General features: G+C 69.2%; 20 protein-coding genes and 1 tRNA gene. 10 read left to right on the top strand and 11 right to left on the bottom strand.

Annotation, left to right across the window (positions count from 1 at the left end):
• The first annotated feature begins 98 nt into the window (after positions 1 to 98).
• Entirely contained in the window at positions 99 to 1,469 is a 1,371-nt protein-coding gene (gene mgtE, locus ACLB90_RS08865) for a magnesium transporter (RefSeq protein ID WP_411852567.1), read from the top strand.
• Between the two features lie 118 nt (positions 1,470 to 1,587).
• Positions 1,588 to 4,305, top strand: a complete 2,718-nt coding sequence (locus tag ACLB90_RS08860; RefSeq protein WP_411852566.1) for a bifunctional acetate--CoA ligase family protein/GNAT family N-acetyltransferase — start codon at positions 1,588 to 1,590, stop codon at positions 4,303 to 4,305.
• Between the two features lie 31 nt (positions 4,306 to 4,336).
• Here the strand turns inward: ACLB90_RS08860 and ACLB90_RS08855 are convergent, their stop codons facing one another.
• Positions 4,337 to 4,699, bottom strand: a complete 363-nt coding sequence (locus ACLB90_RS08855) for a hypothetical protein (RefSeq protein WP_411852565.1) — start codon at positions 4,697 to 4,699, stop codon at positions 4,337 to 4,339.
• Positions 4,700 to 4,794: 95 nt separating this feature from the next.
• Here ACLB90_RS08855 and ACLB90_RS08850 point away from each other — a divergent pair, with 95 nt between their 5' ends.
• Positions 4,795 to 5,493 (top strand): alpha/beta fold hydrolase, encoded by a 699-nt coding sequence (locus ACLB90_RS08850; protein WP_411852564.1) that lies wholly within the window; start codon positions 4,795 to 4,797, stop codon positions 5,491 to 5,493.
• A gap of 10 nt (positions 5,494 to 5,503) precedes the next feature.
• Here the strand turns inward: ACLB90_RS08850 and dkgB are convergent, their stop codons facing one another.
• Positions 5,504 to 6,307 (bottom strand): 2,5-didehydrogluconate reductase DkgB, encoded by an 804-nt coding sequence (dkgB, locus tag ACLB90_RS08845; RefSeq protein WP_411852563.1) that lies wholly within the window; start codon positions 6,305 to 6,307, stop codon positions 5,504 to 5,506.
• An 86-nt stretch (positions 6,308 to 6,393) separates the two neighbouring features.
• Positions 6,394 to 7,608 carry an MFS transporter gene (locus ACLB90_RS08840; protein ID WP_411852562.1) on the bottom strand — a complete coding sequence of 405 codons (1,215 nt, stop codon included), beginning with the start codon at positions 7,606 to 7,608 and terminating at the stop codon, positions 6,394 to 6,396.
• A gap of 128 nt (positions 7,609 to 7,736) precedes the next feature.
• On the opposite strand from ACLB90_RS08840, the gene ACLB90_RS08835 reads away from it, so the two are divergent.
• A complete protein-coding gene (locus ACLB90_RS08835) occupies positions 7,737 to 8,636 on the top strand; it encodes a LysR substrate-binding domain-containing protein (protein WP_411852561.1) in 900 nt (299 codons plus the stop codon).
• A 26-nt stretch (positions 8,637 to 8,662) separates the two neighbouring features.
• On the opposite strand, the gene ACLB90_RS08830 is transcribed toward ACLB90_RS08835, so the two are convergent.
• Positions 8,663 to 10,795 (bottom strand): methyl-accepting chemotaxis protein, encoded by a 2,133-nt coding sequence (locus tag ACLB90_RS08830; RefSeq protein WP_411852560.1) that lies wholly within the window; start codon positions 10,793 to 10,795, stop codon positions 8,663 to 8,665.
• A gap of 181 nt (positions 10,796 to 10,976) precedes the next feature.
• Between ACLB90_RS08830 and ACLB90_RS08825 the strand changes: the two genes are divergently transcribed.
• Together ACLB90_RS08825 and ACLB90_RS08820 are read left to right on the top strand one after the other, a co-directional pair.
• Positions 10,977 to 11,429 (top strand): Rrf2 family transcriptional regulator, encoded by a 453-nt coding sequence (locus tag ACLB90_RS08825; protein WP_411852559.1) that lies wholly within the window; start codon positions 10,977 to 10,979, stop codon positions 11,427 to 11,429.
• A complete protein-coding gene (locus ACLB90_RS08820; protein ID WP_411852558.1) occupies positions 11,419 to 12,327 on the top strand; it encodes an NAD(P)/FAD-dependent oxidoreductase in 909 nt (302 codons plus the stop codon). Before ACLB90_RS08825 ends, ACLB90_RS08820 begins: the two co-directional genes overlap by 11 nt.
• On the opposite strand, the gene ACLB90_RS08815 is transcribed toward ACLB90_RS08820, so the two are convergent.
• From ACLB90_RS08815 to ACLB90_RS08800, 4 genes are all read right to left on the bottom strand, one after another.
• Positions 12,317 to 13,540 carry an RtcB family protein gene (locus tag ACLB90_RS08815; protein WP_411852557.1) on the bottom strand — a complete coding sequence of 408 codons (1,224 nt, stop codon included), beginning with the start codon at positions 13,538 to 13,540 and terminating at the stop codon, positions 12,317 to 12,319. The two genes, ACLB90_RS08820 and ACLB90_RS08815, sit on opposite strands and share 11 nt — an antisense overlap.
• Before the next feature lie 15 nt (positions 13,541 to 13,555).
• Complete coding sequence (locus ACLB90_RS08810) at positions 13,556 to 14,680, bottom strand: slipin family protein (protein ID WP_411852556.1); 1,125 nt, start codon at positions 14,678 to 14,680, stop codon at positions 13,556 to 13,558.
• Positions 14,681 to 14,998: 318 nt separating this feature from the next.
• Positions 14,999 to 15,070 (bottom strand) — tRNA-Arg (locus ACLB90_RS08805).
• A 725-nt stretch (positions 15,071 to 15,795) separates the two neighbouring features.
• On the bottom strand, positions 15,796 to 16,752 hold the full coding sequence (locus ACLB90_RS08800) for an aldo/keto reductase (protein WP_411852555.1): 957 nt from the start codon (positions 16,750 to 16,752) through the stop codon (positions 15,796 to 15,798).
• Between the two features lie 175 nt (positions 16,753 to 16,927).
• Between ACLB90_RS08800 and ACLB90_RS08795 the strand changes: the two genes are divergently transcribed.
• Both ACLB90_RS08795 and ACLB90_RS08790 read left to right on the top strand, forming a co-directional pair.
• The gene (locus ACLB90_RS08795; RefSeq protein ID WP_411852554.1) at positions 16,928 to 17,788 is read left to right on the top strand and encodes a class I SAM-dependent methyltransferase; all 861 of its coding nucleotides are present in this window, start codon (positions 16,928 to 16,930) and stop codon (positions 17,786 to 17,788) included.
• Between the two features lie 85 nt (positions 17,789 to 17,873).
• Positions 17,874 to 18,413: a pseudouridine synthase gene (locus ACLB90_RS08790; protein WP_411852553.1), complete on the top strand. Its 540-nt coding sequence runs from the start codon at positions 17,874 to 17,876 to the stop codon at positions 18,411 to 18,413.
• Between the two features lie 77 nt (positions 18,414 to 18,490).
• Here ACLB90_RS08790 and ACLB90_RS08785 read toward each other — a convergent pair whose 3' ends face one another.
• Positions 18,491 to 18,880 carry a hypothetical protein gene (locus tag ACLB90_RS08785; RefSeq protein WP_411852552.1) on the bottom strand — a complete coding sequence of 130 codons (390 nt, stop codon included), beginning with the start codon at positions 18,878 to 18,880 and terminating at the stop codon, positions 18,491 to 18,493.
• Positions 18,881 to 19,050: 170 nt separating this feature from the next.
• The gene (gene hrpB, locus ACLB90_RS08780; protein WP_411852551.1) at positions 19,051 to 21,555 is read right to left on the bottom strand and encodes an ATP-dependent helicase HrpB; all 2,505 of its coding nucleotides are present in this window, start codon (positions 21,553 to 21,555) and stop codon (positions 19,051 to 19,053) included.
• Positions 21,556 to 21,645: 90 nt separating this feature from the next.
• Here hrpB and ACLB90_RS08775 point away from each other — a divergent pair, with 90 nt between their 5' ends.
• Entirely contained in the window at positions 21,646 to 22,698 is a 1,053-nt protein-coding gene (locus ACLB90_RS08775) for a hypothetical protein (RefSeq protein WP_411852550.1), read from the top strand.
• A 53-nt stretch (positions 22,699 to 22,751) separates the two neighbouring features.
• A complete protein-coding gene (locus ACLB90_RS08770) occupies positions 22,752 to 23,567 on the top strand; it encodes a TatD family hydrolase (protein ID WP_411852549.1) in 816 nt (271 codons plus the stop codon).
• 17 nt (positions 23,568 to 23,584) lie between these two features.
• On the opposite strand, the gene ACLB90_RS08765 is transcribed toward ACLB90_RS08770, so the two are convergent.
• On the bottom strand, positions 23,585 to 24,475 hold the full coding sequence (locus ACLB90_RS08765) for an NAD-dependent epimerase/dehydratase family protein (RefSeq protein ID WP_411852548.1): 891 nt from the start codon (positions 24,473 to 24,475) through the stop codon (positions 23,585 to 23,587).
• Between the last annotated feature and the right edge of the window lie 2 nt (positions 24,476 to 24,477).

The following is a 24,477-nucleotide window of genomic DNA, read 5'->3' as shown; positions in this document are numbered from 1 at the left end:
GAAGTCGACCTTGCTCGACGCCAGCGATGGCTACCGCCTGACACGGGTCGGTTCGCCAGCGTTGGCGTTGCGCAATGCGACCCCGACAGGCGAATACGATGAACCAGAAAGACCTGCTGCGCCCGGTGGCTGATGCCGCCTCCCTGAGCGCGCCCCTCGATGCCTTCAACACCGCCGATGCGGTGGAATTCCTCAACACCCTGGAGCTGTCGCGCGCCGCCGACACGCTGGCGGCGTTGCCGTTGCCGCGTGCGGTGAAGATGCTTGAACAGCCCGAGCTCAACCGCGGCGGCGATCTGGTCGCCGCGATGCCGGTGGCCCGTGCCGCCGCGCTGCTCGGGCTGATGGCCGACGACCGCGCCACCGACATCGTCCATGAACTGGACGCCGACGACCGCGCCCGGCTGATCCCGCTGCTTTCGCCGGAATCACGCCAGTCGATCCAGCAGCTGCTGAGCTACCCGGCGCATACGGCCGGTGCGTTGATGACCACCGAGTTTGTCAGCGTGCCCTCGGACTGGACCGTGGGCCGCACCCTGCAGCACATCCGCGACGTCGAACGCACCCGCGAAACCGTCTACGCCATCTACGTGCTGGACCCGCAGACGCGCGTGCTGGTGCAGGTGGTGACCATGCGCCGGCTGATCACCGGCCTGCCCGATGAGCCCATCCTCGAGGTGGCCCAGGTCAATCCGCCAGTGAGCGTGGACGCCATGCTCGACCAGGAAGAAGTGGCGCAGCTGATCCGCCGTCACGACCTGCTCGCCATCCCCGTGGTGGATGCGCAGCGCCACGTGCTGGGCATCGTCACCGTGGATGACATCCTGGACGCGCTGATCGAGGAATCCACCGAAGACGCGCACAAGTTCGGCGGCATGGAGGCACTGGAAAAGCCGTACATGCAGATCGGCTTCTTCGAGATGCTGCGCAAGCGTGCCGGCTGGCTCAGCGTGCTGTTCCTCGGCGAAATGCTCACTGCCAGCGCCATGCAGCACTACGAGGACGAACTGGCCCGCGCCGTGGTGCTGACCCTGTTCATTCCACTGATCATGAGCTCCGGCGGCAACTCCGGCTCGCAGGCCACCTCGCTGTTGATCCGCAGCCTGGCCCTGCGCGAGCTGCGCCTGCGCGACTGGTGGAAGGTGGCGCTGCGCGAGATTCCCACCGGCGTCACCCTCGGCGCCATTCTTGGCGTGCTGGCCATCATCCGCATCGTGAGCTGGCAGCTGCTGGGCCTGCACGACTACGGCGAGCACTGGAAGCTGCTGGCGCTGACCATCGGCGCGGCGCTGGTTGGCATCGTCACGTTCGGCTCGCTGTCCGGCTCGATGCTGCCCTTCATCCTCAAGCGGCTCGGTTTCGACCCGGCCAGCGCATCGGCGCCGTTCGTGGCCACGCTGGTCGATGTGACCGGCCTGGTGATCTACTTCAGCATCGCGGCGATGATCCTGAGCGGGACGCTGTTGTAACCGTGATGACAGGCAGGCGCCGGGCCCACGCCCGGCGCCTGCCTTTGCGCTAGATCATCCCCACACCGCCGGTGCCCGTGTACCGTGTACCCACGTGTCCCGGTGATTGTTCGACCCCATGAGCACCTACCACCTGCAATCCGTATTCCGCCCGCAGTCGGTCGCCGTGATCGGCGGCAGCCCGCGCGAGCGTTCCGCCGGCCGCGCCGTGATGCGCAACCTGCGCGCCACCGGCTTTCCCGGCAAGGTCGCCTGGATCAATCCGCGCTACAGCGAGATCGACGGCATCCGCACCGTCAAGCGGCTCAAGGACCTCGACTGGGTGCCCGAGCTGGTCGTCATCACCGCGCCGGCCAGCATCGTGCCGCAGGTGGTGGCCACGGCCGCCGACCGCGGCGTCGCCGCCGCCATCATCCTTACCGCCAACCTCGGCCAGGGCCCCGGTTCGCTCGCCGCGCAGGTGGAAGCCGCCGCGCGCGCCAAGGGCCTGCGCATCCTTGGCCCGCACTGCCTGGGCGTGATCGCGCCGCATGCGCGCCTCAATGCCAGCATCGCCGCCCACTTTCCGCAGGCCGGCGATCTGGCGCTGATCTCCGAGTCCAGCGCCATCGCCGCTGCCCTGGTGGAGTGGGGCGTGGCGCGCTCGGTCGGCTTCTCCGCCGTGGTCTCGCTCGGCGACACCCTGGATGTGGACTTCGGCGATCTGCTCGACTACTTCGCCACCGACTACCGCACCCGCGCCATCCTGCTCTACGTCGAGCACATCCGCGACGCGCGCAAGTTCATGTCGGCCGCGCGTGCCGCTGCGCGCGCCAAGCCGGTGGTGGTGGTGAAATCCGGCCGCCACATCCGCATCGACCCCGATGCCGACACCCATGTGCAGGCGCTGGCCAGCGCCGATGCCGTGTACGGGGCGGCCTTCAACCGCGCCGGCCTGCTGCGGGTGAGCGCGCTGGACGAACTGTTCACTGCCGCCGAAACCCTGGGCCGGCTCGGCACCTTCCCCGGCCGCCGGCTGGCCATCCTCAGCAACGGCGGCGGGGTAGGGCGGCTGGCGGTAGACCAGCTGCTGGCGCTGCGCGGCAGCCTGGCCGAGCTGTCCCCGGCCACCGTTGCCCAGCTTGATGCGGTGCTGCCCGAGGGCTGGTCGCGCGGCAATCCGGTGGACATCGTGGTCGATGCCGATGGCGAGCGTTACGCGGCCGCCATCGAGGCGCTGATGTCCGACACCGAGAATGACGCGGTGCTGGTGGTCAACGTGCCCACCGCCTTCACCTCCTCGGCCGATGCCGCGCAGGCGCTTACCCGCACCCTGGGCCTGCGCCCGCGTCACCACCGCGACAAGCCCGTGTTCGCGGTCTGGCTGGGCAACGACGATCGCGCCACTGCCACGCTCAATGCCGCGCGGGTGCCCACCTATCCCACCGAAGCAGAAGCCGTGCGCGGCTTCCAGCACCTGGTGCGCTACCGCGACGCGCAGGCCGCGCTTATGGAAACGCCACCCAGCCTGCCCGAGGATTTCGTGGTGGACACCGCGGCGGCGCGGGCGCTGGTCGACACCGCGCTTGCCGCCGGGCAGCAGTGGCTCGATCCGATCGCCACCCACCAGCTGCTCACCGCCTACGGCATTCCGTCCGCGCCGGTGATGCAGGCGCGCGACGCGCACGAGGCGATGGACCTGGCGCAGCCGCTGCTGGAACAGGGCGCCACCGTGGCGGTGAAGGTGTTCTCCGCCGACATCCCGCACAAATCCGACGTGGACGGCGTTCGCCTCAACCTGGGCACCCTGCAGTCGGTGCACGCGGCGGCCACCTCGATTCTGGAGCGCGCCCATCACCTGCGCCCGCAGGCGCGCATCGACGGCGTGCTGGTGCAGCCCACCATCGTGCGGCCGAAGGCGCGCGAGCTGATCGCCGGCATTGCCGACGACCCCACGTTCGGCCCGGTGGTGGTGTTCGGGCGCGGTGGTACCGCGGTGGAGGTCATCGACGACAAGGCCCTGGCGCTGCCGCCGCTGGACCTGCGGCTGTCGCACGAGCTGATCGGCCGCACCCGGGTGTCGCGCATCCTCAAGGCATACCGTGACGTACCCGCCGCCGATGAACGTGCGGTGGCGCTGGTGCTGGTCAAGCTGGCGCAGCTGGCGGCCGACATCCCCGAGATCCGCACGCTGGACATCAACCCGCTGCTGGCCGACCGCGACGGCGTGATCGCGCTGGACGCGCGCGTGGCCATCGCGCCATCGCGCAAACTGCACAAGGGGCGTGGTCACCCGCGCTTTGCGGTGTTCCCGTATCCCAAGGAGTGGGAGCGCACCATTACCCTGTCCGATGGGGCGCCCGCCTTCGTGCGGCCGGTGCGGCCCGAGGACGACGCGCTGTTCCGCGCGTTCTTCGCCCGTGTCACCGACGACGACCTGCGCCTGCGCTTCTTCCAGTCGGTCAAACACTTCAGCCATGAATTCATCGCGCGCCTGACCCAGCTCGACTACGCGCGTTCCATTGCCCTGGTCGCCATCGACCCGCGCAGCGGCGACATGCTCGGTGCGGTGCGGCTGCATGCCGATGCCGATTACGACCGCGGCGAGTACGGCATCCTGATCCGCTCGGATCTCAAGGGCCACGGCATCGGCTGGCGGCTGATGACAATCATGATCGAGTACGCCCAGTGGCTGGGCCTGAACATCGTCGAAGGCCAGGTGCTGCGCGAGAACAGCACCATGCTGGCGATGTGCCAGAGCCTGGGCTTCAAGACCCGGCTGGACCCGGACGATTCCACGGTGATGGTGGTGACGCTGCCGGTGCAGGGCGTGCAGGTACCCCAGGTACCAGTGTGAGCATCGCCCGGCAGCATCGAAACGGCCGCGTCTACTGGAACTGGAATTCCTCGATCACCTTGCTGCACGTGTTGTCCAGCTCCACACTGAACGACTTGCGTTCATTCCTGCCCAGCGGATCTGCAAGATCGTCCTTGTGCAGGACGGCGAAGCCGCGGCCACCGGCCAACGGCGGCGATGTGGACACCAGATAATCCGCCGGTGTCCACGTCCGCGTACGCCGGACGTATGCGTCCACAACGCGTACGCACTCGGGGTGCTTCTGTGCCGCCAGAATATTGGCCTTTACCAGATCAGGCAGTGTCTGCAGCGCATCCTTGTCCGAGGCGTTGCACGCAGCGGGCAGGCTGGCGAGGACAAGGCACATCGCGATCATGGGTACGTTGGACATCATTCACCTCACCGGACAGGTAGCTGAACATAAGTCGTGTAGACGCGAGCCGGAAGCAAGGCATCGCGCGTAGATCAGGCACGAGCGACAATACCGCGATGACCGACCGCATCCCCCTGCTGCTGCTCCCCGGCCTGCTCAACGACGCTGAACTCTGGCGCGCGCAGATCGCCGCACTGTCCGACATCGCCGACTGCACGGTGGGCGACCAGACCCGTGGCGAGACGATGCAGGCGGTGGTGGACGACGTGCTGGCGCAGGCGCCGGACCGCTTTGCCCTGGCCGGGTTCTCGCTGGGCGGCTTCGTGGCCCAGCAGATCCTGCGGACCGCGCCGGAGCGTGTGCTGCGGCTGGCCCTGATCGACACCTCGATCCATGCCGATTCACCGGAACGGGCCGCGCAGCGCCGGTCACAGCGCGCCAGCGTGCGCCTGCCCGGCACCTTCCACGGCTTCGGCGACGCGCTGATGCGCAGCTACATCGATGCCTCGCGGCTGGACGACTACGTGCTGGTGCAGCGCGTGCGCGACATGACCACGCGGCTGGGGGCGGCGGTATTCCTGCGGCAAAGCGCGCTGGATCGCGTCGATGGCCACGACGTGCTGGCTGGCTATCGCGATCCGCTGCTGATCGTGTGCGGTGCCAACGACCGCATCACGCCGCTGGCCATCAGCGAGGAAATGCATGCCCTGGTGCCAGGCTCCACCCTGGTGGTGGTGCCCGCGTGCGGGCACCTGGCGCCAATGGAACAGCCGGATGAAGTGAGCGGGGCGCTGCGCAGCTGGTTGCTGCGCTAGGCGCTGCCGGTCAATCCCAGGCCGGTGCGATCCCGTCGGGGTTGGCCAGGCGCTGGCCACGGTCCAGCGTGGCGATCTGCGCCATGTCCGCCTCGCTCAGGCGCAGGTCCGCCGCCAGCAGGTTGCTGGCCAGGTTCTCGCGCCGGGTGGAGGAGGGGATCACCGCGTAGCCCTGCTGCAGCGCCCATGCCAGCGCGACCTGGGCCGGGGTGGCCTGGTGGCGGTCGGCGATGGCCTGGATCACCGGGTCCTTCAGCACCTCGCCGTAGGCCAGGCTCATGTACGCAGTGACATGGATGCCCTGATCCTTGAGGAACGCGATCAACGCGCGGTTCTGCAGGTAGGGATGCACTTCGATCTGGTTGGTGGCGATGGCGTCGGCACCCAGGATTCCGATCGCCTGGCGGGTCTGCGCGATGGTGAAGTTGGAAATGCCGATCTGCCGGGTCAGGCCCAGCGCCTTCGCCTCGGCCAGCGCGCCCAGGTATTCGTCCATCGGCACGGCGTCCTTGGGCGAGGGCCAATGGATCAGGGTCAGCTCGACGTGGTCGGTGCGCAGCTTGCGCAGGCTGTCGCGCAGGCTCTCCAGCAATGCGTCGTGGGCGAAGTTGGCGATCCAGATCTTGGTGGTGAGGAACAGATCGTCGCGGGCCACGCCGGCGTCGGCGATGGCCTGGCCCACCTCGGCTTCGTTGTCGTAGATCTGCGCGGTATCGATGGCGCGGTAGCCCACGTCGAGCGCGTTGCGGACCGAGTCGATGACGGTCTGGCCCTTCAGGCGGAACGTGCCGAGGCCGAATGCGGGAATGCTCATGGAAACTCCTTCATGGGGGTGCGGTGCAGGCTACGCCGTGCACCGTTAAATGAAGCGCAGCAGACAGCGGTCCGCTGCGCGAACGATCAATGCGCGGTGACGGCGATGCCGTCGGCACGGTCGGCGACACCGTCGCGGCGGTCCAGCCGGCCGCTCAGTGCGGTCAGGCCGAAGGCGCCCATCACCACCAGCGCACCCAGCCACGGGGTGTGCATCAGGCCGATGTGATCGACCACCAGGCCGCCCAGCGAGGCACCCAGCGCGATGCCGACGTTGAACGCGGCGATGTTCAGGCCCGAGGCGACGTCGGCCGCCTGCGGGGCGAAGCGCTGCGCCTGCTTGACCACGTACACCTGCAGCCCCGGCACGTTGCCGAAGGCCACCGCGCCCAGCGCCAGCACGGTCAGCAGCACCAGCCAGGTGTTGTAGGCGGTGAAGGTCAGCACGAACAGCACGGCCGCCAGCAGGGCGAAGATCAGCTTCAGCGCCGGAATCGGCCCGCGGCGGTCGGCCAGGCGGCCGCCCCACAGGTTGCCGATCGCCACCGACACGCCGTACACCAGCAGCACCCCGCTGACCGCATTGGCCGAGAAGCCGGTGACGTCCTGCAGGATCGAGGCCAGGTAGGTGAACGACAGGAAGGTGCCGCCGTAGCCCAGCGCGGTGATCGCATACACCAGCAGCAGGCGCGGCTGGGCCAGCACCGACAGCTGCTGGCCGAACGTGGCCGGCTCACTGCGCTGCAGGTTGCGCGGCACGAACAGCAGGCTGCCGATCAGGGCGATCACGCCCAGCGCCGCCACGGCCAGGAAGGTGGCGCGCCACCCCAGATGCTGGCCGATGAAGGTGCCCAGCGGCACGCCGGTGACCAGTGCGACGGTGAGGCCGGTGAACATGATCGCGATCGCGCTGGCGGCCTTCTCCTTGGGCACCACCGACGTGGCGATGATCGAGCCGATCGAGAAGAACACGCCGTGCGCCAGGCCGGTGAGCACGCGCGCCACGATCAGCGACCCATACCCGGGCGCCATCCAGGCGATCACATTGCCCAGGGTGAACAGCACCATCAGAGCCACCAGCAGGGTTTTGCGCGGCACCCGGCCGGTGAGCGCGGTCAGCACCGGGGCGCCAACCGCCACGCCCAGGGCGTACAGGGAGACCAGCAGGCCGGCCGAGGGCAGGGACACGCCGAGGTCGGCGGCGATGGTCGGGATCAGCCCGACGATGACGAATTCGGTGGTGCCGATGGCGTACGCACCGAGCGTCAGCGCCAGCAGGGCCAGAGGGATGCCACGGGACATGGTGGATTACCGGTGGGAAGGGAGGCTGCGCAGTCTGCGCGCCGCACTCGTGCCGAAAAAGCGGTCTTCACGCCAATGACTATTGCCTCATGGTCAATAATGGGCCTCGTCCGTTGAATGCCCGTCCGATGAAAACCACCCTCGACGAAATGCAGGCCTTCATCGCGGTGATCGACAGCGGCTCGATCACCGCCGCTGCCGAACAGCTGGCGCAGACCCCGTCCGGTGTCAGCCGTGCGCTGGGGCGGTTGGAAGAGAAGCTCGGCACCACCCTGCTGACCCGGACCACCCGGCGCCTGCAGCTCACAGAGGAAGGCGAGGCGTTCCTGGCCCAGGCCCGCGCCATCGTCGCCTCGGTGGAGGCGGCCGAAGAGCAGATCGCCGCGCGGCGCGAGCGTCCGGCCGGGCGGTTGCGGGTGGATGCGGCAATGCCCTTCGTGCTGCACGTGATCGCCCCGCTGGTGGCCGGCTACCGCGCGCGCTACCCGGAGGTGGCACTGGAACTCAACAGCAGCGAACGCTACATCGACCTGCTGGAGCGCCGCACCGATGTCGCCATCCGGATCGGGCCGCTGGCCGATTCCACGCTGCATGCGCGGCCGCTGGCGCGCAGCCGGCTACGGGTGCTGGCCAGCCCGGCCTATCTGCAGCAGCACGGCACACCGGCCCGCGTCGCCGACCTGCAGGCGCACACACTGCTGGGCTTCAACGAACCGGACTCGCTCAATCATTGGCCGTTGCCGGGCGATACCGACGCGCTGCTGCACGTCCGGCCGGCGGTGGCCGTGTCCAGTGGCGAAACCCTGCGCCGGCTGGCGCTGGAAGGCGTGGGCATCGTCTGCCTGTCCGACTTCATGACCCACCGCGACCGCACCGCAGGAACGCTGGTGCAGGTGCTGCCCACGCTCACGGTGGAGGTGCGCCAACCCATCCATGCGGTGTACTACCGCAACACCGCCGTGTCGGCGCGGATCAGCTCCTTCCTCGACCACCTGGCCGCCGCGATGGTAGGCACCCCGTACGTGTAGTGCCGGCCGCTGGCCGGCACCGTCCTTCACGCCGCCTTCGGCACGCCCCTGCCGCCCGCGCTTCGCGCATCCAGCACAAACACGTCCACCGCCGCGTTCAACGCGACCGCCTGTTCCTCCATGCTGCGCGCGGCCGCAGAGGCTTCCTCCACCAGTGCCGCGTTCTGCTGGGTGGCTTCGTCCATGTGCACCACGGTCTGGTTGACCTGCTCGATGCCGGCCGACTGCTCCTGCGAGGCGGCAGAGATCTCGGCCATGATGTCGGTCACCCGCTGCACACCGCCCACGATCTCCTGCATGGTCTGGCCGGCCTGATGCACCAGGCTGGCTCCGGTCGCCACGTCTTCGACCGAGGCGTCGATCAGGCCCTTGATCTCCTTGGCGGCGGCCGCCGACCGCTGCGCCAGCGTGCGCACTTCGCTGGCCACCACCGCAAAGCCGCGGCCCTGGTCGCCGGCACGCGCGGCCTCCACGGCGGCATTGAGCGCCAGGATGTTGGTCTGGAAGGCGATCCCGTCGATGACGCTGATGATGTCGGCGATGCGGCGCGACGAGGTTTCGATCGCCCCCATCGTGGCCACCACCTGGCCCACCACCTCACCCCCCTGCGACGCCACGGCATGCGCGCCGATGGCCAGCTGGTTGGCCTGGCGGGCGTGCTCGGCGTTCTGGCGCACGGTGGAGGTCAGCTCTTCCATCGACGCGGCGGTTTCTTCCAGGTTCGCGGCCTGCTGCTCGGTGCGCTGGGACAGGTCGCTGTTGCCGGCGGCGATTTCACCGGCCGCGGTCTGGATGGCCTGCGCGGCCTGCTTGATGTCGCCAACGATGCCGGTGAGCTGGCCGCTGGTGCGCGCCACGTCGTCGCGCATGCGCGCGAACACGCCGTGGAAGTCGCCGTGCATGCGCGCGCTGAGATCACCGCGCGCGATCGCCTGCAGCACCGCCGAGACCTGGCCCAGATCGTGTTCGGTGGTCTGCATCAGCTGGTTCAGGCCGGCCACCATCTCGCGGAAATCGTGCGCGTAGCGGGCTTCATCGCCGCGTTGGCTGAAATCGCCCGCAGCGGCGGCCAGGGCCAGGCGCTTGATGTCGGCATTGATCGCGCCGAGGTTGGTCTTCGCCGTATCCAGCGCCTGGGTGATCACCGCCTTTTCGCCGGGCAGCCGCTCCATGTCCAGCGACAGGTCGCCCACCGCATAGCGCCCCATGATCTCGATCGCACGCAGTTTGACCCGGATATGCGCATCGACCAGTGCGTTGGCATCGCGCACCATCTGTCCATAGCCTCCGGGGAAGGCGGCATCGTCCATGCGGTAGCTGATCTGGCCGGCGTCGTGGCGTTCGGCCATTGTGGCCTGGGCGGCCAGCACGTCCTTCAAGGTCCGGGTGACCGCGCTCATGGCCTGGCCAAGACGACCGATCTCATCGCCGCTGCGCACCTGCACGGTGTGCGCCAGGTCGCCCCGCGCCACCGCGCGGGCGGCGGCCTCCACGGCCAGCACCGGCGCGATCACCGCGCGGCGCAGCCACAGTGCCAGTACGCCCATCAGCACCAGTGCCGCCAGTGCGGTCAACACCGCGCACACCACCAGCGTGCGCCGTGCCTGTTCCGAACGCGACTGCACCGCATGCTCGGCCACCACGGCCGTGCGCTCGCCCAGGGCGTCCAGCGTGGCGCCCAGCGCGCGATCCTTGCCGCGTACCAGCGCGTCTCCCTCCAGCGGGGTGTACCCGCTGGCCGCAAAGGCGGCCAGGGCGTCGTGGTACTCCTTTTCCAGGGCGGCATGCTGGGTCAGGAACGTGCCTGCAAGCCGGGCGGTATCGGCGTCACCGGCACTGGCCAGGTCCGTGGCCAGCGCATGCGCCTTGCGTCCCTGCGCGTCGAACGCAGCCAGGTGGCGCTCGCGCAGCGCCGCATCGCTGCCGCGGATGAGCACGTTCTTCCACTCCTGCACCTGCAGGCGGAACTCGCGCTGCAGCGTATCGGCACGCGCATTGCGGGCAACCTCGGGCGGCACCGCGGTGGACAGGTTCAACCAAGCCGAGCCAAGTCCGGCCAGCGCGCAGACCACGACGATGAACAGGCCAAGCGACAGCGCGCCCAGCAACTTGAACTGCAGGCTCAGGGCGCGCGGGGGCGCGGCGGACAGCGTGGACATGGGAAATGAAGAAGTAAGGGAGGGCGATGCGGTATCGGATGGCGCATTGCTCTTCTGAAGTGCGAAGTGCGTCACGCTTACCGTTCCATTCAATGATGTGAAATTCCTGTGACACCGTGCCGGGCATGGGAGGTGGAACAACGGACTGGACAGGCTGCCGATATGTAACTATCGTAGTTACATGAAATCCAGCAACCAGTTCTCCGACGCCCTGCACGTGATGGCCCACCTGGTCGGGCAGGACGGCCCGCGCACCTCCGAGCAGCTGGCCACCTGCCTGCCAACCCATCCGGTGGTCATCCGTCGCCTGCTGGCGGCCCTGCAGAAGGGCGGTCTGGTCAGCAACGTGCGCGGGCACGGCGGGGGCAGCCAGCTGGCGCGCGATCCCGCCCACATCACCCTGCACGATGTGTACGTTGCCGTCGGTGCGCCGCCGCTGCTGCACACGGGCGTGCGCGAAGGCGGCCGTGGCTGCCCAGTGCAGCAGGTGGTCAACGCGGCGCTCGACGAGAGCTACCGGCAAGCCCAGGCGCTGCTCGAAACGCGCCTGCGCGCCACCACCCTGGATACCCTCGGCGCGGCCTTCGCCCGCCATCTTGCCCACCATGCCGCCGGAGTTCCCCATGACGTTTGATGCCGTGATCGTCGGCGGCAGTTTTGCCGGTCTGTCCGCCGCGCTGATGCTGGCGCGCGCCCGCCGCGAGGTACTGGTGATCGACAACGGCCAGCCACGCAACCGCTTCGCCGCCCACTCGCACGGCGTGCTCGGCCTGGATGGGATCGCTGGCAGCGAGCTGCTGCGGCAGGCCAAGGCGCAACTGCTGGATTACCCGACCGTGCGCTGGCTGACCGATACGGTGGACACCGCGTCGCGCACCGCCGACGGCTTCGCGGTCCATACCGCCGGTGGCGAGACCTGGGGCGCACGCAAGCTGCTCCTGGCCACCGGCATCCGCGATGAACTGCCCGCGCTTCCGGGCTTGGCCGAGCGCTGGGGCCACAGCGTTCTGCATTGTCCGTACTGCCACGGCTACGAGATTGGCGGCGGTGCGATCGGTCTGCTGGGCGGGCACCCGATGTCCACCACAATGGCCGGCCTACTCGCCGAGTGGGGGCAGGTCACCCTGTTCGCGCACGGCATGACGCTGGACGACGATGAGGCCGCCCGCCTGCAGCGCCGTGGCGTCAGCGTCGAGTACACGCAGGTGGTCGCGCTGGAGGGCGAGGTCCCCCAGCTCGGTGCCGCACTGCTGGCCGACAGGCGCCGTATCGACCTGCGTGCCCTGTTCGTGCCGGCCCGCCAGCACATGGGCACGCCGCTGGTGGAACAGCTCGGCTGCGCGCTGGACGAAAGTCCGGTCGGCGTCCTGGTACGGGTGGATGCCCAGAAGCAGACCACGGTGCCCGGCGTGTACGCGGCGGGCGATGCCACCGTGGTCGGCAACATCACCCTGGCCAATGCCGAGGGCGTGCGCGCGGGCATCAGCCTGCACCACGCGCTGGTGGCCGAGGACAGCGCCCTCAACCCTTGATGCACACCACCTGGCGCAGGGTGTGCACCACCTCCACCAGGTCGCGCTGCGCCGCCATCACCGCATCGATGGACTTGTAGGCCGCCGGCGATTCGTCGATGACCGCCGCGTCCTTGCGGCATTCCACATGCGCGGTGGCCTCGCGATGTTGCGCCAGCGTGATCTGCTGCCGCGCCGCCGTCCGGCTCAGCACCCGTCCGGCGCCGTGGCTGCAGCTGTGGAAACTCTCCGCATTGCCCTTGCCGCGCACGATGTAGCTGCAGGCCCCCATGCTGCCGGGAATGATCCCCAGCTCGCCCGCCCGCGCGCTGACCGCGCCCTTGCGGGTGATCAGCAGGGGCTCGCCCCCGTGCGTCTCGCGCTGCACGTAGTTGTGGTGGCAGTTCACCGCCAGCGCTGCCAGCTGGAACTTCGGCAGCCGGTGGCGCATCTCGGCCAGCACCCGCGCCATCATCGCCTCACGGTTCTCGCGGGCGTAGTCCTGCGCCCACGACACCGCCTCCACGTAGTCGTCGAACAGCGGTTCGCCTTCCATGAAGAACGCGAGGTCCTTGTCGGGCAGGTGGAAGCCCAGCACGCGCCGGGCCAGCTGCTCGCGCGCCTGCTCGATGAAGTAGGTGCCGATCAGATTGCCGGTGCCGCGCGAGCCGCTGTGCAGCATCACCCAGACCGCGCCGGTTTCATCCAGGCAGATCTCGATGAAGTGGTTGCCGCCGCCCAACGTGCCGATCTGGCCGGCCAGCTTGTCGGTGCGGATGCGCCGGTGGCGCTGCTTGATCGCGTCAAGCCGCGTCACCAGTCCGGAACGGTCGATCCGCGTGCGGATGCTGTCCGGCAGCTGCCGGTGCTCGCCGCCACGGCCATTGCCCACCGGCACGCTGCGCTCGATGCTGCTGCGCAGCTGGGCCAGGTTGTCGGGCAGGTCCTCGGCGCGCAGGGTGGTGCGCACCGCCGCCATGCCGCAGCCGATGTCCACGCCGACCGCAGCGGGGATGATCGCGCCGCGGGTCGGGATCACCGACCCGACCGTGGCGCCCTTGCCCACGTGCACGTCGGGCATCACCGCCACCCAGGGGCCAACGAACGGCACGGCGGCAATGTTGGCCAGCTGCTCGCGGGCCAATGCGTCCACGGGAACGCCGCGCACCCAGCCCTTGATCGGGATGGCGCTGCCTTCGGCGTGCAGAAATTCAAATGTGTGTTGCATGTTCATGGGTCACTTCCGTTGTCATGGCTTCATCGTCACCAGCTGCTTCAGCACGCCGTCCAGGCCGCCGAACACGGTGAGCTTGTCGATCTTCGCGGTGACCTTCTCCAGCGCCTCCAGCTCCTTGAGCCGCATCAGCACCGGGTTGTCCTCGATCAGCTTGGCGGTGTTGAGCAGTGAGCGGGTGGCGTTGGCCTCCTCGCGGCGGCGCACCACATTGGCCTGCGCTTCCTTCTCGGCCTGCACCACGGCATTGAAGATCTCGCGCATGTCGCCGGGCAGGATCACGTCCTTGACGCCAACACCGAGCACCTCGGTACCCAGGCCCGCCACCTGCTCACGCACGCGTGCCAGGATCTCGGCATCCAATGCGGCTTTGTCGCCCAGCAGTTCGTCCAGCGAACGGGCCGACACCGCCTGGCGCAGCGCGAACTGCAGCTCCCGGTAAACCTGCTCGCCGACCTTGGCCACGCCGGTGCGTGCGGCCACCGGGTCGACCACGCGGGTGCTGGCGGACAGGTTCACCCGCAGCGACACCTTGTCGCGGGTCAGCAGCTCCTGGCCGCCCACCTCCACGGCCTGCAGGCGCAGGTCCACCACATCCACCACCACGCTGCTCTGCAGGTTCCAGAACGACACCGGGCCCGGGCCCAGCGTGCGCACCAACTGGCCGTCGATGAACACCAGCGCGGCGTGCTGTTCCGGCACGTGCACGGTCACGGTGAAGCGCGAAAGCAGGCCGATCTGGCGCAGACGCAGCACGACGTCGGCCGGCACCACCGGGATCGCGTCCAGCGCAACCGCTTCCACGCGCACCGGTACCAGCCCACGCCAGTACAGCTGGCGTGCGTCCGGCGGCAGCACATCGCACAGGCGATCCTGGTAGTACACCAGGCCGATCTGGCGTGGGCCGATGTCGGCCAGCACGAAGGCCTGCTGCAGCGACGCGTCGTGACGCGCCATCAACAGCTCGGCATCGGTGCCGGCGTAGCGCGGCGTGCGGATGTCGTGCAGCACGATCTCACGCGTGCTGCCCGGATCGAACCAACGGTGGGTGCCGGGGCCGACGACGGCCTCGAACTGACGGTTGCGATACACCAGGCCGCGCTCGCTTTCGCCGATCACGACCTTCCTGGTCCAGAACATGGGCATTCTCCTGTGGGCTCTGGTGGTGGCATCCGGTCTGTCGACCACGCGCCGCCCGGATACCGGCCACGACGCGCGGGGTGCCCCGTGGGGGCGGAAGAAGGTGGGAGCCCCGCGACGCGACCGTTGCGGAGCCAGCGCGCTGTCGGCGGCGTGCCGCGACGCTTGCCACCACGGTTGGCATGGCGGAGCGTCGGGTCGTTGCGCGTCCAGGGCGCAGGCCCGGCGGCGGAAGCGTTGCCCGGTGACGGCACCGCGATGCAGTGCGGCGCCGCGACAGGGCGGGGGATCCCGAATGGGCTTGCGCCCGGTTGCAACGGTCTGGAGCGGGATTCGAACCCGCAACACGCAGGGCGAACCTGCTGCTCTACCAATGAGCTATCCAATGACATGCCGGAATCGAACCGACCTGCGCCGCTTTCGCCGCTGCCTGCACCAGCAGGCCCATGTCGCGTCGGCGTCGATCATCCCGGCATACGCCACGACACGGTCGCGCGCACCAGGCAGGCGGGTAACCTGCACCGTTGAGATAATCAATTGAACCGACGCATCAATATCGGGCAAGCCGATATCAATATGTCATGCACATAATCACCCGTCGCCCGTGCCCCACACCAGGGCACAGCGCTATCGCGCCTCTCAGCGACACGTCCTTGTGGTCAGGCAGTCCTTGCCCGGGTGTGGACGATGGGGAAATACGGCATGGTGATCCTGGGGTGAGGCGATGCCAGCGCAAACGAAAACGCCCCCGGATGCAGCATCCGAGGGCGTTGGCATGCCTCGGAGATCGGGGACCGATCTCCGTGCAGGAAAGATCAGTCGATGGCCAGCGTCAGTGCCTTGCCCGCGAAATCGCACGGACGCAGCGCGGGCGTCGCGCTTGTCAGTCGGTCGGCGATGGCGGAGAAACGAAGGTGCATGACGCGCTCGGTTGAAGGGAAGGGATGCCGCACGCTGCGGCGATGGGGGCGAACATTACCGGGGTTTCAATCGGCGCGCAAGCAGTTATTGAAACTATTTTATTAACCCGGAGATTCACGGGTGCAGCGGGCGCGTGCCGGAAAAAGAAACAGCCGCCTCGCGGCGGCTGTCCGGTCACCGCACCACGGCGGGCTTCAGTCCTCGGCGCTGGCGGCGTCGAGCTGCGCGATATCCTGCGCGGACAGCGTCACCTGCGCGGCGGCCAGCACATCCTTCAGTTGTTCGACACTGGTCGCGCTGACGATCGGCGCGGTAATGCCCGGGCGTGCGATCAGCCATGCCAACGCCACCTGCGAAGCGCTGGCGCCGTGCTTGCCGGCGATATCGTCCAGCGCGGTCAGGATGCGCAGGCCGCGCGGATTGAGGTACTTGTCGACCACGCTGCGGCCGCGCGCGCTGCTCTTGGCCGCATCATCGGCATGCCGGTACTTGCCGCTGAGAAACCCGCTGGCCAGCGAGTAGTAGCTGATCACGCCCAACTGCTGCTCGCGCACCAGCGGCTCCAGTTCGGCTTCATAGCCGGCGCGGTCGTACAGGTTGTACTCCGGCTGCAGCGTTTCATAGCGCGGCAGCTTGTAGTCCGCCGATACCTTGAGCGCATCGCGCAGGCGGGCGGCACGGTAGTTGGAGGCGCCGATGGCGCGCACCTTGCCCTGTTCGATCAGCCGGCCGAACGCGGCCAGGGTGGTTTCCAGCGGCGTGGACTCGTCATCTTCATGCGCCTGGTACAGATCGATCACGTCGGTCTGCAGGCGCCGCAGCGAATCCTCCACCGCCGCGGCGATGTTGTCGGCCGACAGGCCCGGGCGTTCGGCCCACTTGGCCACCTTGGTGGCCAGCACCACCTGGTCGCGTTTGCCGCTGCGCTTGAACCAGCGGCCGAGGATGGTTTCCGACTCGCCGCCCGCATTGCCCGGCACCCACGCCGAGTAGGCGTCGGCGGTATCGACCAGATTGAAGCCGGCCTCGACGAAGGCATCCAGCAGCGCGAACGAGGTCTTCTCGTCGGCGCTCCAGCCGAATACGTTGCCGCCGAAGGCGATGGGTTGAACGGTCAGGCCGGAGCGGCCGAGCTCGCGCGATGCAGTCATGGGCGATGTCTTCCTTCTGAAAACCAGAACCACAGCATAAGTCGATGGGGATGACAGCGTTGCGGCGGCAGACACAAAACAGTGCTCCGTCGTGCTGCATCGCACTAACGTTTTGTGAACACCTGACGCGGCGCGGCTGCTAGTCTCGCCGCATCCCGCCGCCTGGAAACCGCCGATGAAAACCCGTTCGCTGACCACTGCCTGCCTGTTCACCCTGTCCACGCTGCTGCTGTCCGCTCCGGCGCTGGCAACCAAGCCGGCCGGCCCCAACGCGCAGATCGCGATCACCCCGGCCGTGCAGACGGCGGTGCAGGGCAGTTGGCGCGATCCGGCCAACGTCAAGCGCGATCCGTGGCGCCATCCGGCACAGACGCTGTCGTTCTTCGGCGTGGCGCCGGGCAGCACCGTCATCGAGATCACCCCCGGTGGCGGCTGGTACTCGGAAATCCTGGCCCCCCTGCTGCGCGACAACGGCACCTATGTGGCGGCGGTGGTTGATCCGATGGCGGTTGCCGAAGGCCGTGGCCGCGACTACCAGCAGCGCAGCCGCGACGGCCTGGAAAAGAAGTTCGCCGGCAACGCCGCGCTGTACGACAAGACCCGCGTGGTGGCCTACAACCCGGACGCACCGCAGTTTGGCCCGGCCAACTCGGCCGATGTGGTGCTCACCTTCCGCAACGTGCACAACTGGCGCAGCGCCAACCAGGCTGAAGGCATGTTCAAGGGCTTCTACAGCGTGCTCAAGCCCGGTGGCGTGCTGGGCGTGGTGGAGCACCGCGCCAAGGCCGATGTGCCGGCCGATGACAAGAGTGGCTACGTCGGCCAGAAGCAGGTGATCGCGATGGCCGAGGCCGCCGGCTTCACGCTGGCCGGCAGCAGCGAGATCAACGCCAATCCGCGCGACACCAAGGACCACCCGAACGGTGTGTGGACGCTGCCGCCGTCCAACAACCACGACGCGGCCGACGATGCGAAGTACCAGGCCATCGGCGAGAGCGACCGCATGACCCTGCGCTTCGTCAAACCCGCGAAGTAACCGGCCGGACCGGCCGCACGCCGGCAACGCGGCGCACGGCCCCGGGGGATGGGACAATGTCCCGTCCCCCGTTGTTCTCTCCGCCATGCTGATCGCCTTCAACAAACCGTTCAACGTGCTGTGCCAGTTCACCGACCGCAGCCAGCCGCCGCGCGCCACCCTCGCCGGTTTCGGGCTGCCAGCGGATGTGTACGCCGCCGGTCGCCTGGACTACGACAGCGAAGGCCTGCTGCTGCTCACCGACGATGGCGGGCTGGCGCATACCCTCACCGATCCGCGTCACAAGGCGGACAAGACCTATTGGGTGCAGGTCGAAGGCACCGTCACCGATGTGCAGCTGCAGGCGCTGCGTGCGGGCGTGCAGCTCAACGACGGGCCCACGTTGCCGGCCGGCGTGGAATGCCTGGAACCACCGCCGTCGCTGTGGCCGCGCACGCCGCCGGTACGGTTCCGCAAGACGGTGCCCGATGCGTGGTTGGCGATCACCCTGCGCGAGGGGCGCAACCGCCAGGTGCGGCGGATGACGGCTGCGGTGGGCCTGCCCACGCTGCGGCTGGTGCGGGTGGCGATGGGCGCACACGCGCTGGACGGTCTGCAACCCGGGCAATGGCGGCGGATCGATTGAGACCCGGTGGGAGATGATCCAAAAAAAACCGCCGGCAATGCCGGCGGTTTTCATGTCACGCCGGTGTCGCGGCGCGATCAGGCATCGCTGCCGATGTCGCTGTGCTCGTCCACCACGGTGTCGTTGCGGCGGTTGCGTGCGCTGATGCGCTGCGCCTGGCCGTTGACCACGCCGCCGTTGGCGAGTTTCTTCTTCTGCTGCTTGCGGTACAGCGCGTAGCCCAGCAGGCCGACGCCGACTGCTGCGGCGGCGATGGTCACGGCCGGATTGCGGCGTACCACCTTGGCGGCCACCTTGCTGCCGGTCTTGACCGCACCCAGCGCGGCGCCGGTCTTGATCCAGTCGGTGGCCTGCGGACCGAAGTGGCGCAGGTTGGTACCGGCATGCTTGAGGCCGTCGCCGGCACTGCTGGCCAGGTCCAGGGCGCGCTCGAGGGCGCGGTCGGTAATCACGGTCAATCTGCTCATGGGGGGTCCTTTGCCTCGGTTCCTGTCCAGTGTCGCGTGTGGGCCGTGTAGGGCGCGTTATCCGCTCCGCACAGCCGGATCACGACTGTAGCGGCTTGTGTGCGGCGACATGGCTGCGCGCGCGGCGCCGGTCAGCTCCCAGCCATGAATGCGCATGCCGCGTTACGGCGTTACGTGCCGCGCGGCTTGGCCCGGTGCGTCGCGGTAGCCGTCCAGGGATCGTCCGGCCACGGATGCTTGGGGTAACGCCCCTTCATCTCCTTCTTCACCTCGGCATAGGTGTTCGCCCAGAAGTTGCGCAGATCCTGGGTCACCTGCAGCGGTCGGCCGCCGGGCGACAGCAGATGCAGGGTCAGCGGGACGCGGTTGTCGGCGATGCGCGGGGTGTCGGCCAGCCCGAACAGTTCCTGCAGCTTCACGGCCAGCACCGGCGCCTGCGGGGTGCTGCCGTCGGCATCGATCGCGTACTGGATTGCGCGTTCCATGCCCGAGGGCACGGCAATGCGCAGCGGTGCGTGGCGATCCACCAGCTGGCGCTGCGCCCACGGCAGGGCCGATTTCAAGGCCTCGCCGAGCGTGGTTTCGTCCAGCGCGTCCAGCCGTGTCCGGCCGGCGAACGCCGGCGTCAGCCAGCGCGGCAACGTGGCCATCAGGGCGACGTCGGAAACGTCGGGCAGCTCCAGCGCCGGCATCCAGCTGCGCAGGCCCAGCACGCGCGCCTGCCACTGGCGCAGGCCGTCGGTCCACGGCAGCGCCTCCAGGCCGAGTTCGGCGACCGCCTCGGTCAACGCCTGCGCGGCCAGCGCGGGGTCCACGCGGCCGGCCGAGCGGCTGTCGAGCACGATGCGGTCGAAGCGGGTTTCGCGGCGCGCCACCAGCGCACGCTTGTCGGCATCCCAGCGCACCACGTCTTCCTGCCTGAACCGCTCGGGGAAGTCGCGTCGCAGGCGGTTCTCATCAACCGGCGCGGCACGCAGCAGCAGCGCATCGCGTGCCTCGTAACGCAGTTCCACTGCCACCAGCCACGGCTCGCCACGCAGATCGCTGGGGTCGAACAGGCGCGCGCTGCGGCCGTTGGCGAGCAGATAGCGCAGCGGATCGGTGGGATGCCGTGCAGCGATGCGGTCGGGGAAGGCGTGCGCCAGCAGGTCGCCAAGGCGATGCGCCTCGACCGACGTCGGCGGGGACGCATCGCAGCGCAGCCGGCGGCGCCACTGTCTGCTGGCGGCATCGATGGTGGCCAGCGCGCCACGATTGGCGTCGTGCGGTGCACGCCCCTGCCGGAACGCGGCCAGCGCACGCCAGCGTGCGGCCAGCGCGTCGCCGCCCTGGCGCAGTGGGTCACGCGCTTCCACCAGCGCGGCAAGGTCGCAGGCCAGCGCCTGCTCCTCGCCGTTGGCGGCGGCCAGCAGCATCGCGGCCAGCCGCGGATGTGTTCCCAGCGCCAGCATGCGCCGGCCCGGTGCGGTAAGCGCGCCGCTGTCGCTGATCGCGCCCAGCCGCTGCAGCAGTTCGCGCGCCGCCGCCAGCGCGCCCACCGGTGGCGCATCGACGAAACGCAGGTCGTCGCTGCCCCAGGCCGCCAGCTCCAGCGCCAGCGAGGCCAGTTCGACCTGGGCGATTTCCGGCCGCCGCTGCGCGTCCAGCCGCTGCGACTGCGGCCACAGCCGCCATGCCCATCCCTCCGCGACACGCCCGGCACGGCCGGCGCGCTGATCGGCCGAGGCCTGGGCGATGTTCACCACGTCCAGCCGCGCAAACCCGCTGTTGGGGTCGTAGCGCGGTTCGCGTGCCAGCCCGGCATCAATCACCACGCGCACGCCGGGCAGGGTGACCGACGATTCGGCCACATTGGTGGCCAGCACCACCCTGCGCTGGCCGTGCGGATCGGGCTGCAGCACGCGGCTCTGCTGGTCCACCGGCAGCTCGCCGTGCAGCGGCAGCACCTGGATGCCGGCGGGCAGCACCTGTTCGAGCGCAGCCTGCGTGCGGGCAATCTCGCGTTGGCCGGGGAGGAACACGAGCACGTCGCCGGGATGCGTGGCCAGCGCCTGCTCCACCGCGCGCCGGGCCTGCGCCTCCAGCGCCTCGTCGCGGCGGGCGGGGAAATGGCTGACCGACACCGGGAAGCTGCGGCCCTCGCTGCTCAGGCGCGGCGCATCCAGGAACTGCGCCAGCCGCTCGCCATCCAGCGTGGCCGACATCACCACGATGCGCAGGTCCTCGCGCAGTTGTGCCTGCACATCCAGCGTCAGCGCCAGGCCCAGGTCGGCGGCGAGATGGCGCTCGTGGAATTCGTCGAACAGCACCGCGCCGACGCCCTCCAGCATCGGATCGTCCTGCAGCATGCGGGTCAGGATGCCTTCGGTGACCACTTCCACGCGGGTGCGTGCGGATACCTTGTTCTCGAACCGGATGCGGTAGCCGACCGTCCCGCCCACGTCTTCGCCGAGCTGGCGCGCCATGAACTGCGCGGCACTGCGCGCGGCGACCCGGCGCGGTTCGAGCATGATGATCTTCCGGCCCTGCAGCCACGGCGCATCCAGCAGCGCCAGCGGCACCTGGGTGGTCTTGCCCGCACCCGGTGGGGCTTCCAGCACCAGGCGCGTGCGCCCCTCCAGGGCGGTCAGGAGCTGCGGCAGCAGCGCGGAAATCGGGAAAATCGGGGAGCTCATCGCACTAGGATACGGCGTCGGACGCGCCGCGCATTGCCAGCGCGGGGCCGGCGTGGTTCCCTGTGCCGCCCTGGAAGTGTGGATGGCTGAATGTCTGGTGCTGCGCGCGTGCTGTTGCTGGTGGTCGCCTGCGCGGCGTGGTCGTTCATGGCGCACGCCGCCGAACCTGTCGATGCCGCGCCGTCGCTGGACGTGCCCTACGACGGCAATCACTGGGCCATGCTGACAAAGGCCCGGATCCAGGCGCGTTACCTGCCGGCGGGGTTGACCGATGACCAGGCGATCCGGCGCGCGGTGGCCGACGGTGTCCTGCGCGAGGCGGTGTATCCGAGCGTGCAGCTGGCTGACGACGTCGCCTACATCACCACCAACGCGCTGACCGCCAACACGCTGGACCGCCGCAGGAACCTGCTGGCGCTGTGCCCGCAGGCCGACGGATTCCAGCTGCTGCTCGACGAGGCCGATCGCTGCGGCACCGACGGCACACACCGGCTGCGCTTCGAGCAGGACGCGGCGGGTGGGATGGTGTGCGCGGCCTGCGCCTCGCTGGGGCTGCCCACGCACTGGGAACGCCATGACCGGCCCGCACGCTGTCCGCTGCCGGTCTGGGACCGGGCAGCCGCCCAGCGCCAGTTCGACGCCTGGCAGCAGCGGTTCGCGCAGGACATGCAGCCGTACCTGCGCGATGCCACCGAGGCGATGTGGCAGGCGCGGGCGGACGCGGGGCAGCCCGCCGACGCCACCGTGGTCCCGGCATCGCGCGCCAGCGCCGCGCTGGTGGCGATGAGCACCGCGCCCGAGGCATTTGCCGACGCCCTGGGCATGCCCGCCTCGCGTCGCCGCAGTGACCTGCTGGCCCGTCTGCTGGATCTGCTGAGCACGGCCGAAGTCAGTGGGCGTGGCGGTCTCTATCCCGAGCCGGTGCCCGAGCTGGAGGGGATCTGCGCGCAGGTGTGGTACCTGCAGTGGCCGGGCAGTGCGGCCACCGCATCGGTACCGGCCCATGACCGTTACCTCCGCGACAGCGCGCCGTTCATCACCGTGCAGCTGCATGGCGAAGAAGTGCGGCTGGCCGGGCTGTCGCGGGAACTGGTGGACGTGCTGCTCGCGCCTGCGCAGCGCCACGACCCGGTGCAGGACTGAACGCACCGGGCAAGCCGCTACAATGGCCGGGTTTCCCGTCCTGCAGCAGCCTCATGCACCTGATCGACATCGGCGCCAACCTTACCCACGATTCCTTCGACCGCGATCGCGACGCCGTGCTCGCGCGCGCCCGTGAGGCCGGTGTGGTACAGATGGTGATCACCGGCGCCAGCCGCGAACATTCGCCGATGGCGCTGGACCTGGCCCGCCAGCATCCGTGGTTCCTGTATGCCACGGCCGGCGTGCACCCGCACCACGCGGTGGAATACACCGACGAATGCGATGCGGAGATGCGCGCGCTGCACGCGCATGCCGAAGTGGTGGCCGTGGGTGAGTGCGGGCTGGATTACTTCCGCGACTTCGCCCCGCGCCCGGCCCAGCATCGCGCCTTCGAGCGCCAGCTGCAGCTGGCGGCCGACGTGGTTGCTGCCGATGGAGCGCGCAAGCCACTGTTCCTGCACCAGCGCGATGCGCACGCCGACTTCATGGCGCAGATGAAGAACTTCGACGGCCAACTGGGCGCGGCGGTGGTGCACTGCTTCACCGGCGAGCGCCAGGAACTGTTCGACTACCTCGACCAGGACTGGTACATCGGCATCACCGGCTGGTTGTGCGATGAACGTCGTGGCGGTCACCTGCGCGAGCTGGTGAAGCACATCCCGGCCAACCGCCTGATGATCGAAACCGACGCGCCGTACCTGCTGCCGCGTTCGCTCAAGCCGATGCCGAAGGACCGCCGCAACGAGCCGATGTTCCTGTCGCACATCGTCGAGGAGCTGGCGCGTGATCGGGGCGAAGACGTGGAGACCACGGCCGCCCATGCGACGGCGGCCACGCGCGCGTTCTTCCGCCTGCCTGACGTGGCCTGAGGCCCAACGGTCGTGGGCTAACGGTGGCCGTCGCCGTTTGCCCAGGCGTCGGCCAGCCCGTCGCGATACGTCGCGAAGGTCGGCTGCCACTGCAGCGCCTCACGCGTGCCACGGCTGTCGATGCGCTTGTTGCTGGCGTAGAACCGGCGCAACGATGCCGGCACCGCCGGGTCATCCCAGGCCTGCGCGGCGGGCAGTGCCCATCCGCCCAGTGCCGCCGCATACGCCAGCACCTCCTGCGGCGGCGCCGGTTCATCATCGGCTGGCAGGTACAGCGCGTGGCCGTGCGGCCGCCGCATCGCCGCCAGCACCGCTGTCGCCAGGTCGTCCACGTGCAACCGGTTGAACACCAGCCCCGGGCGAACCACCACGCGCGCCTTGCCCTGCGCCAGCTGTACCAGCGCGTTGCGCCCGCGTCCGTACAGGCCGGGCAGGCGGAACACTGCCGAGGCAACGCCGCGCGCCTGCGCGTACGCCCGCCACTGCCGTTCGGCAAGCAGGCGTCTGAGTGCGGTCGCATCGGTGGCGTCGGCCGCCGCGTGGAGGTCTATCCAGCCACCGTCACGGTCGGCGTATACGGCCGTGGAGGAGAGATAGCCCACCCAGCGCAGTGCGGGCGCATCCTGCAGCGCCTCGCCAAGCAGGCGCAGCGCCGGATCGCCGTCGGCATCCGGCGGCACACTGCAGAGCACCGCATCGGCGCTGCGGATCGCCGCGCGCAAGGCTGCATCGATCGGCTGCCCTTCGGCCAGGCGGTGGCGCAGCAGCCCGTCCGCTGCGGCGGCCGAGGGGTCACGGACCGTGCCGCTGCAGGCGATGCCCTCCGCCTGCAACAGCGCCGCCAGGTGCCGCGCGCTGTACCCCAGGCCCAGCACCAGCACGCGTGCGGGCAGGGGTGCGGTCGCCATGC

It is taken from the genome of Stenotrophomonas sp. LGBM10, from assembly GCF_046736075.1.
Taxonomy (GTDB): Bacteria; Pseudomonadota; Gammaproteobacteria; order Xanthomonadales; family Xanthomonadaceae; genus Stenotrophomonas.
The sequence above is the reverse complement of the archived record's forward strand: the minus strand, read 5'-3'. Positions and strand labels throughout refer to the sequence as shown.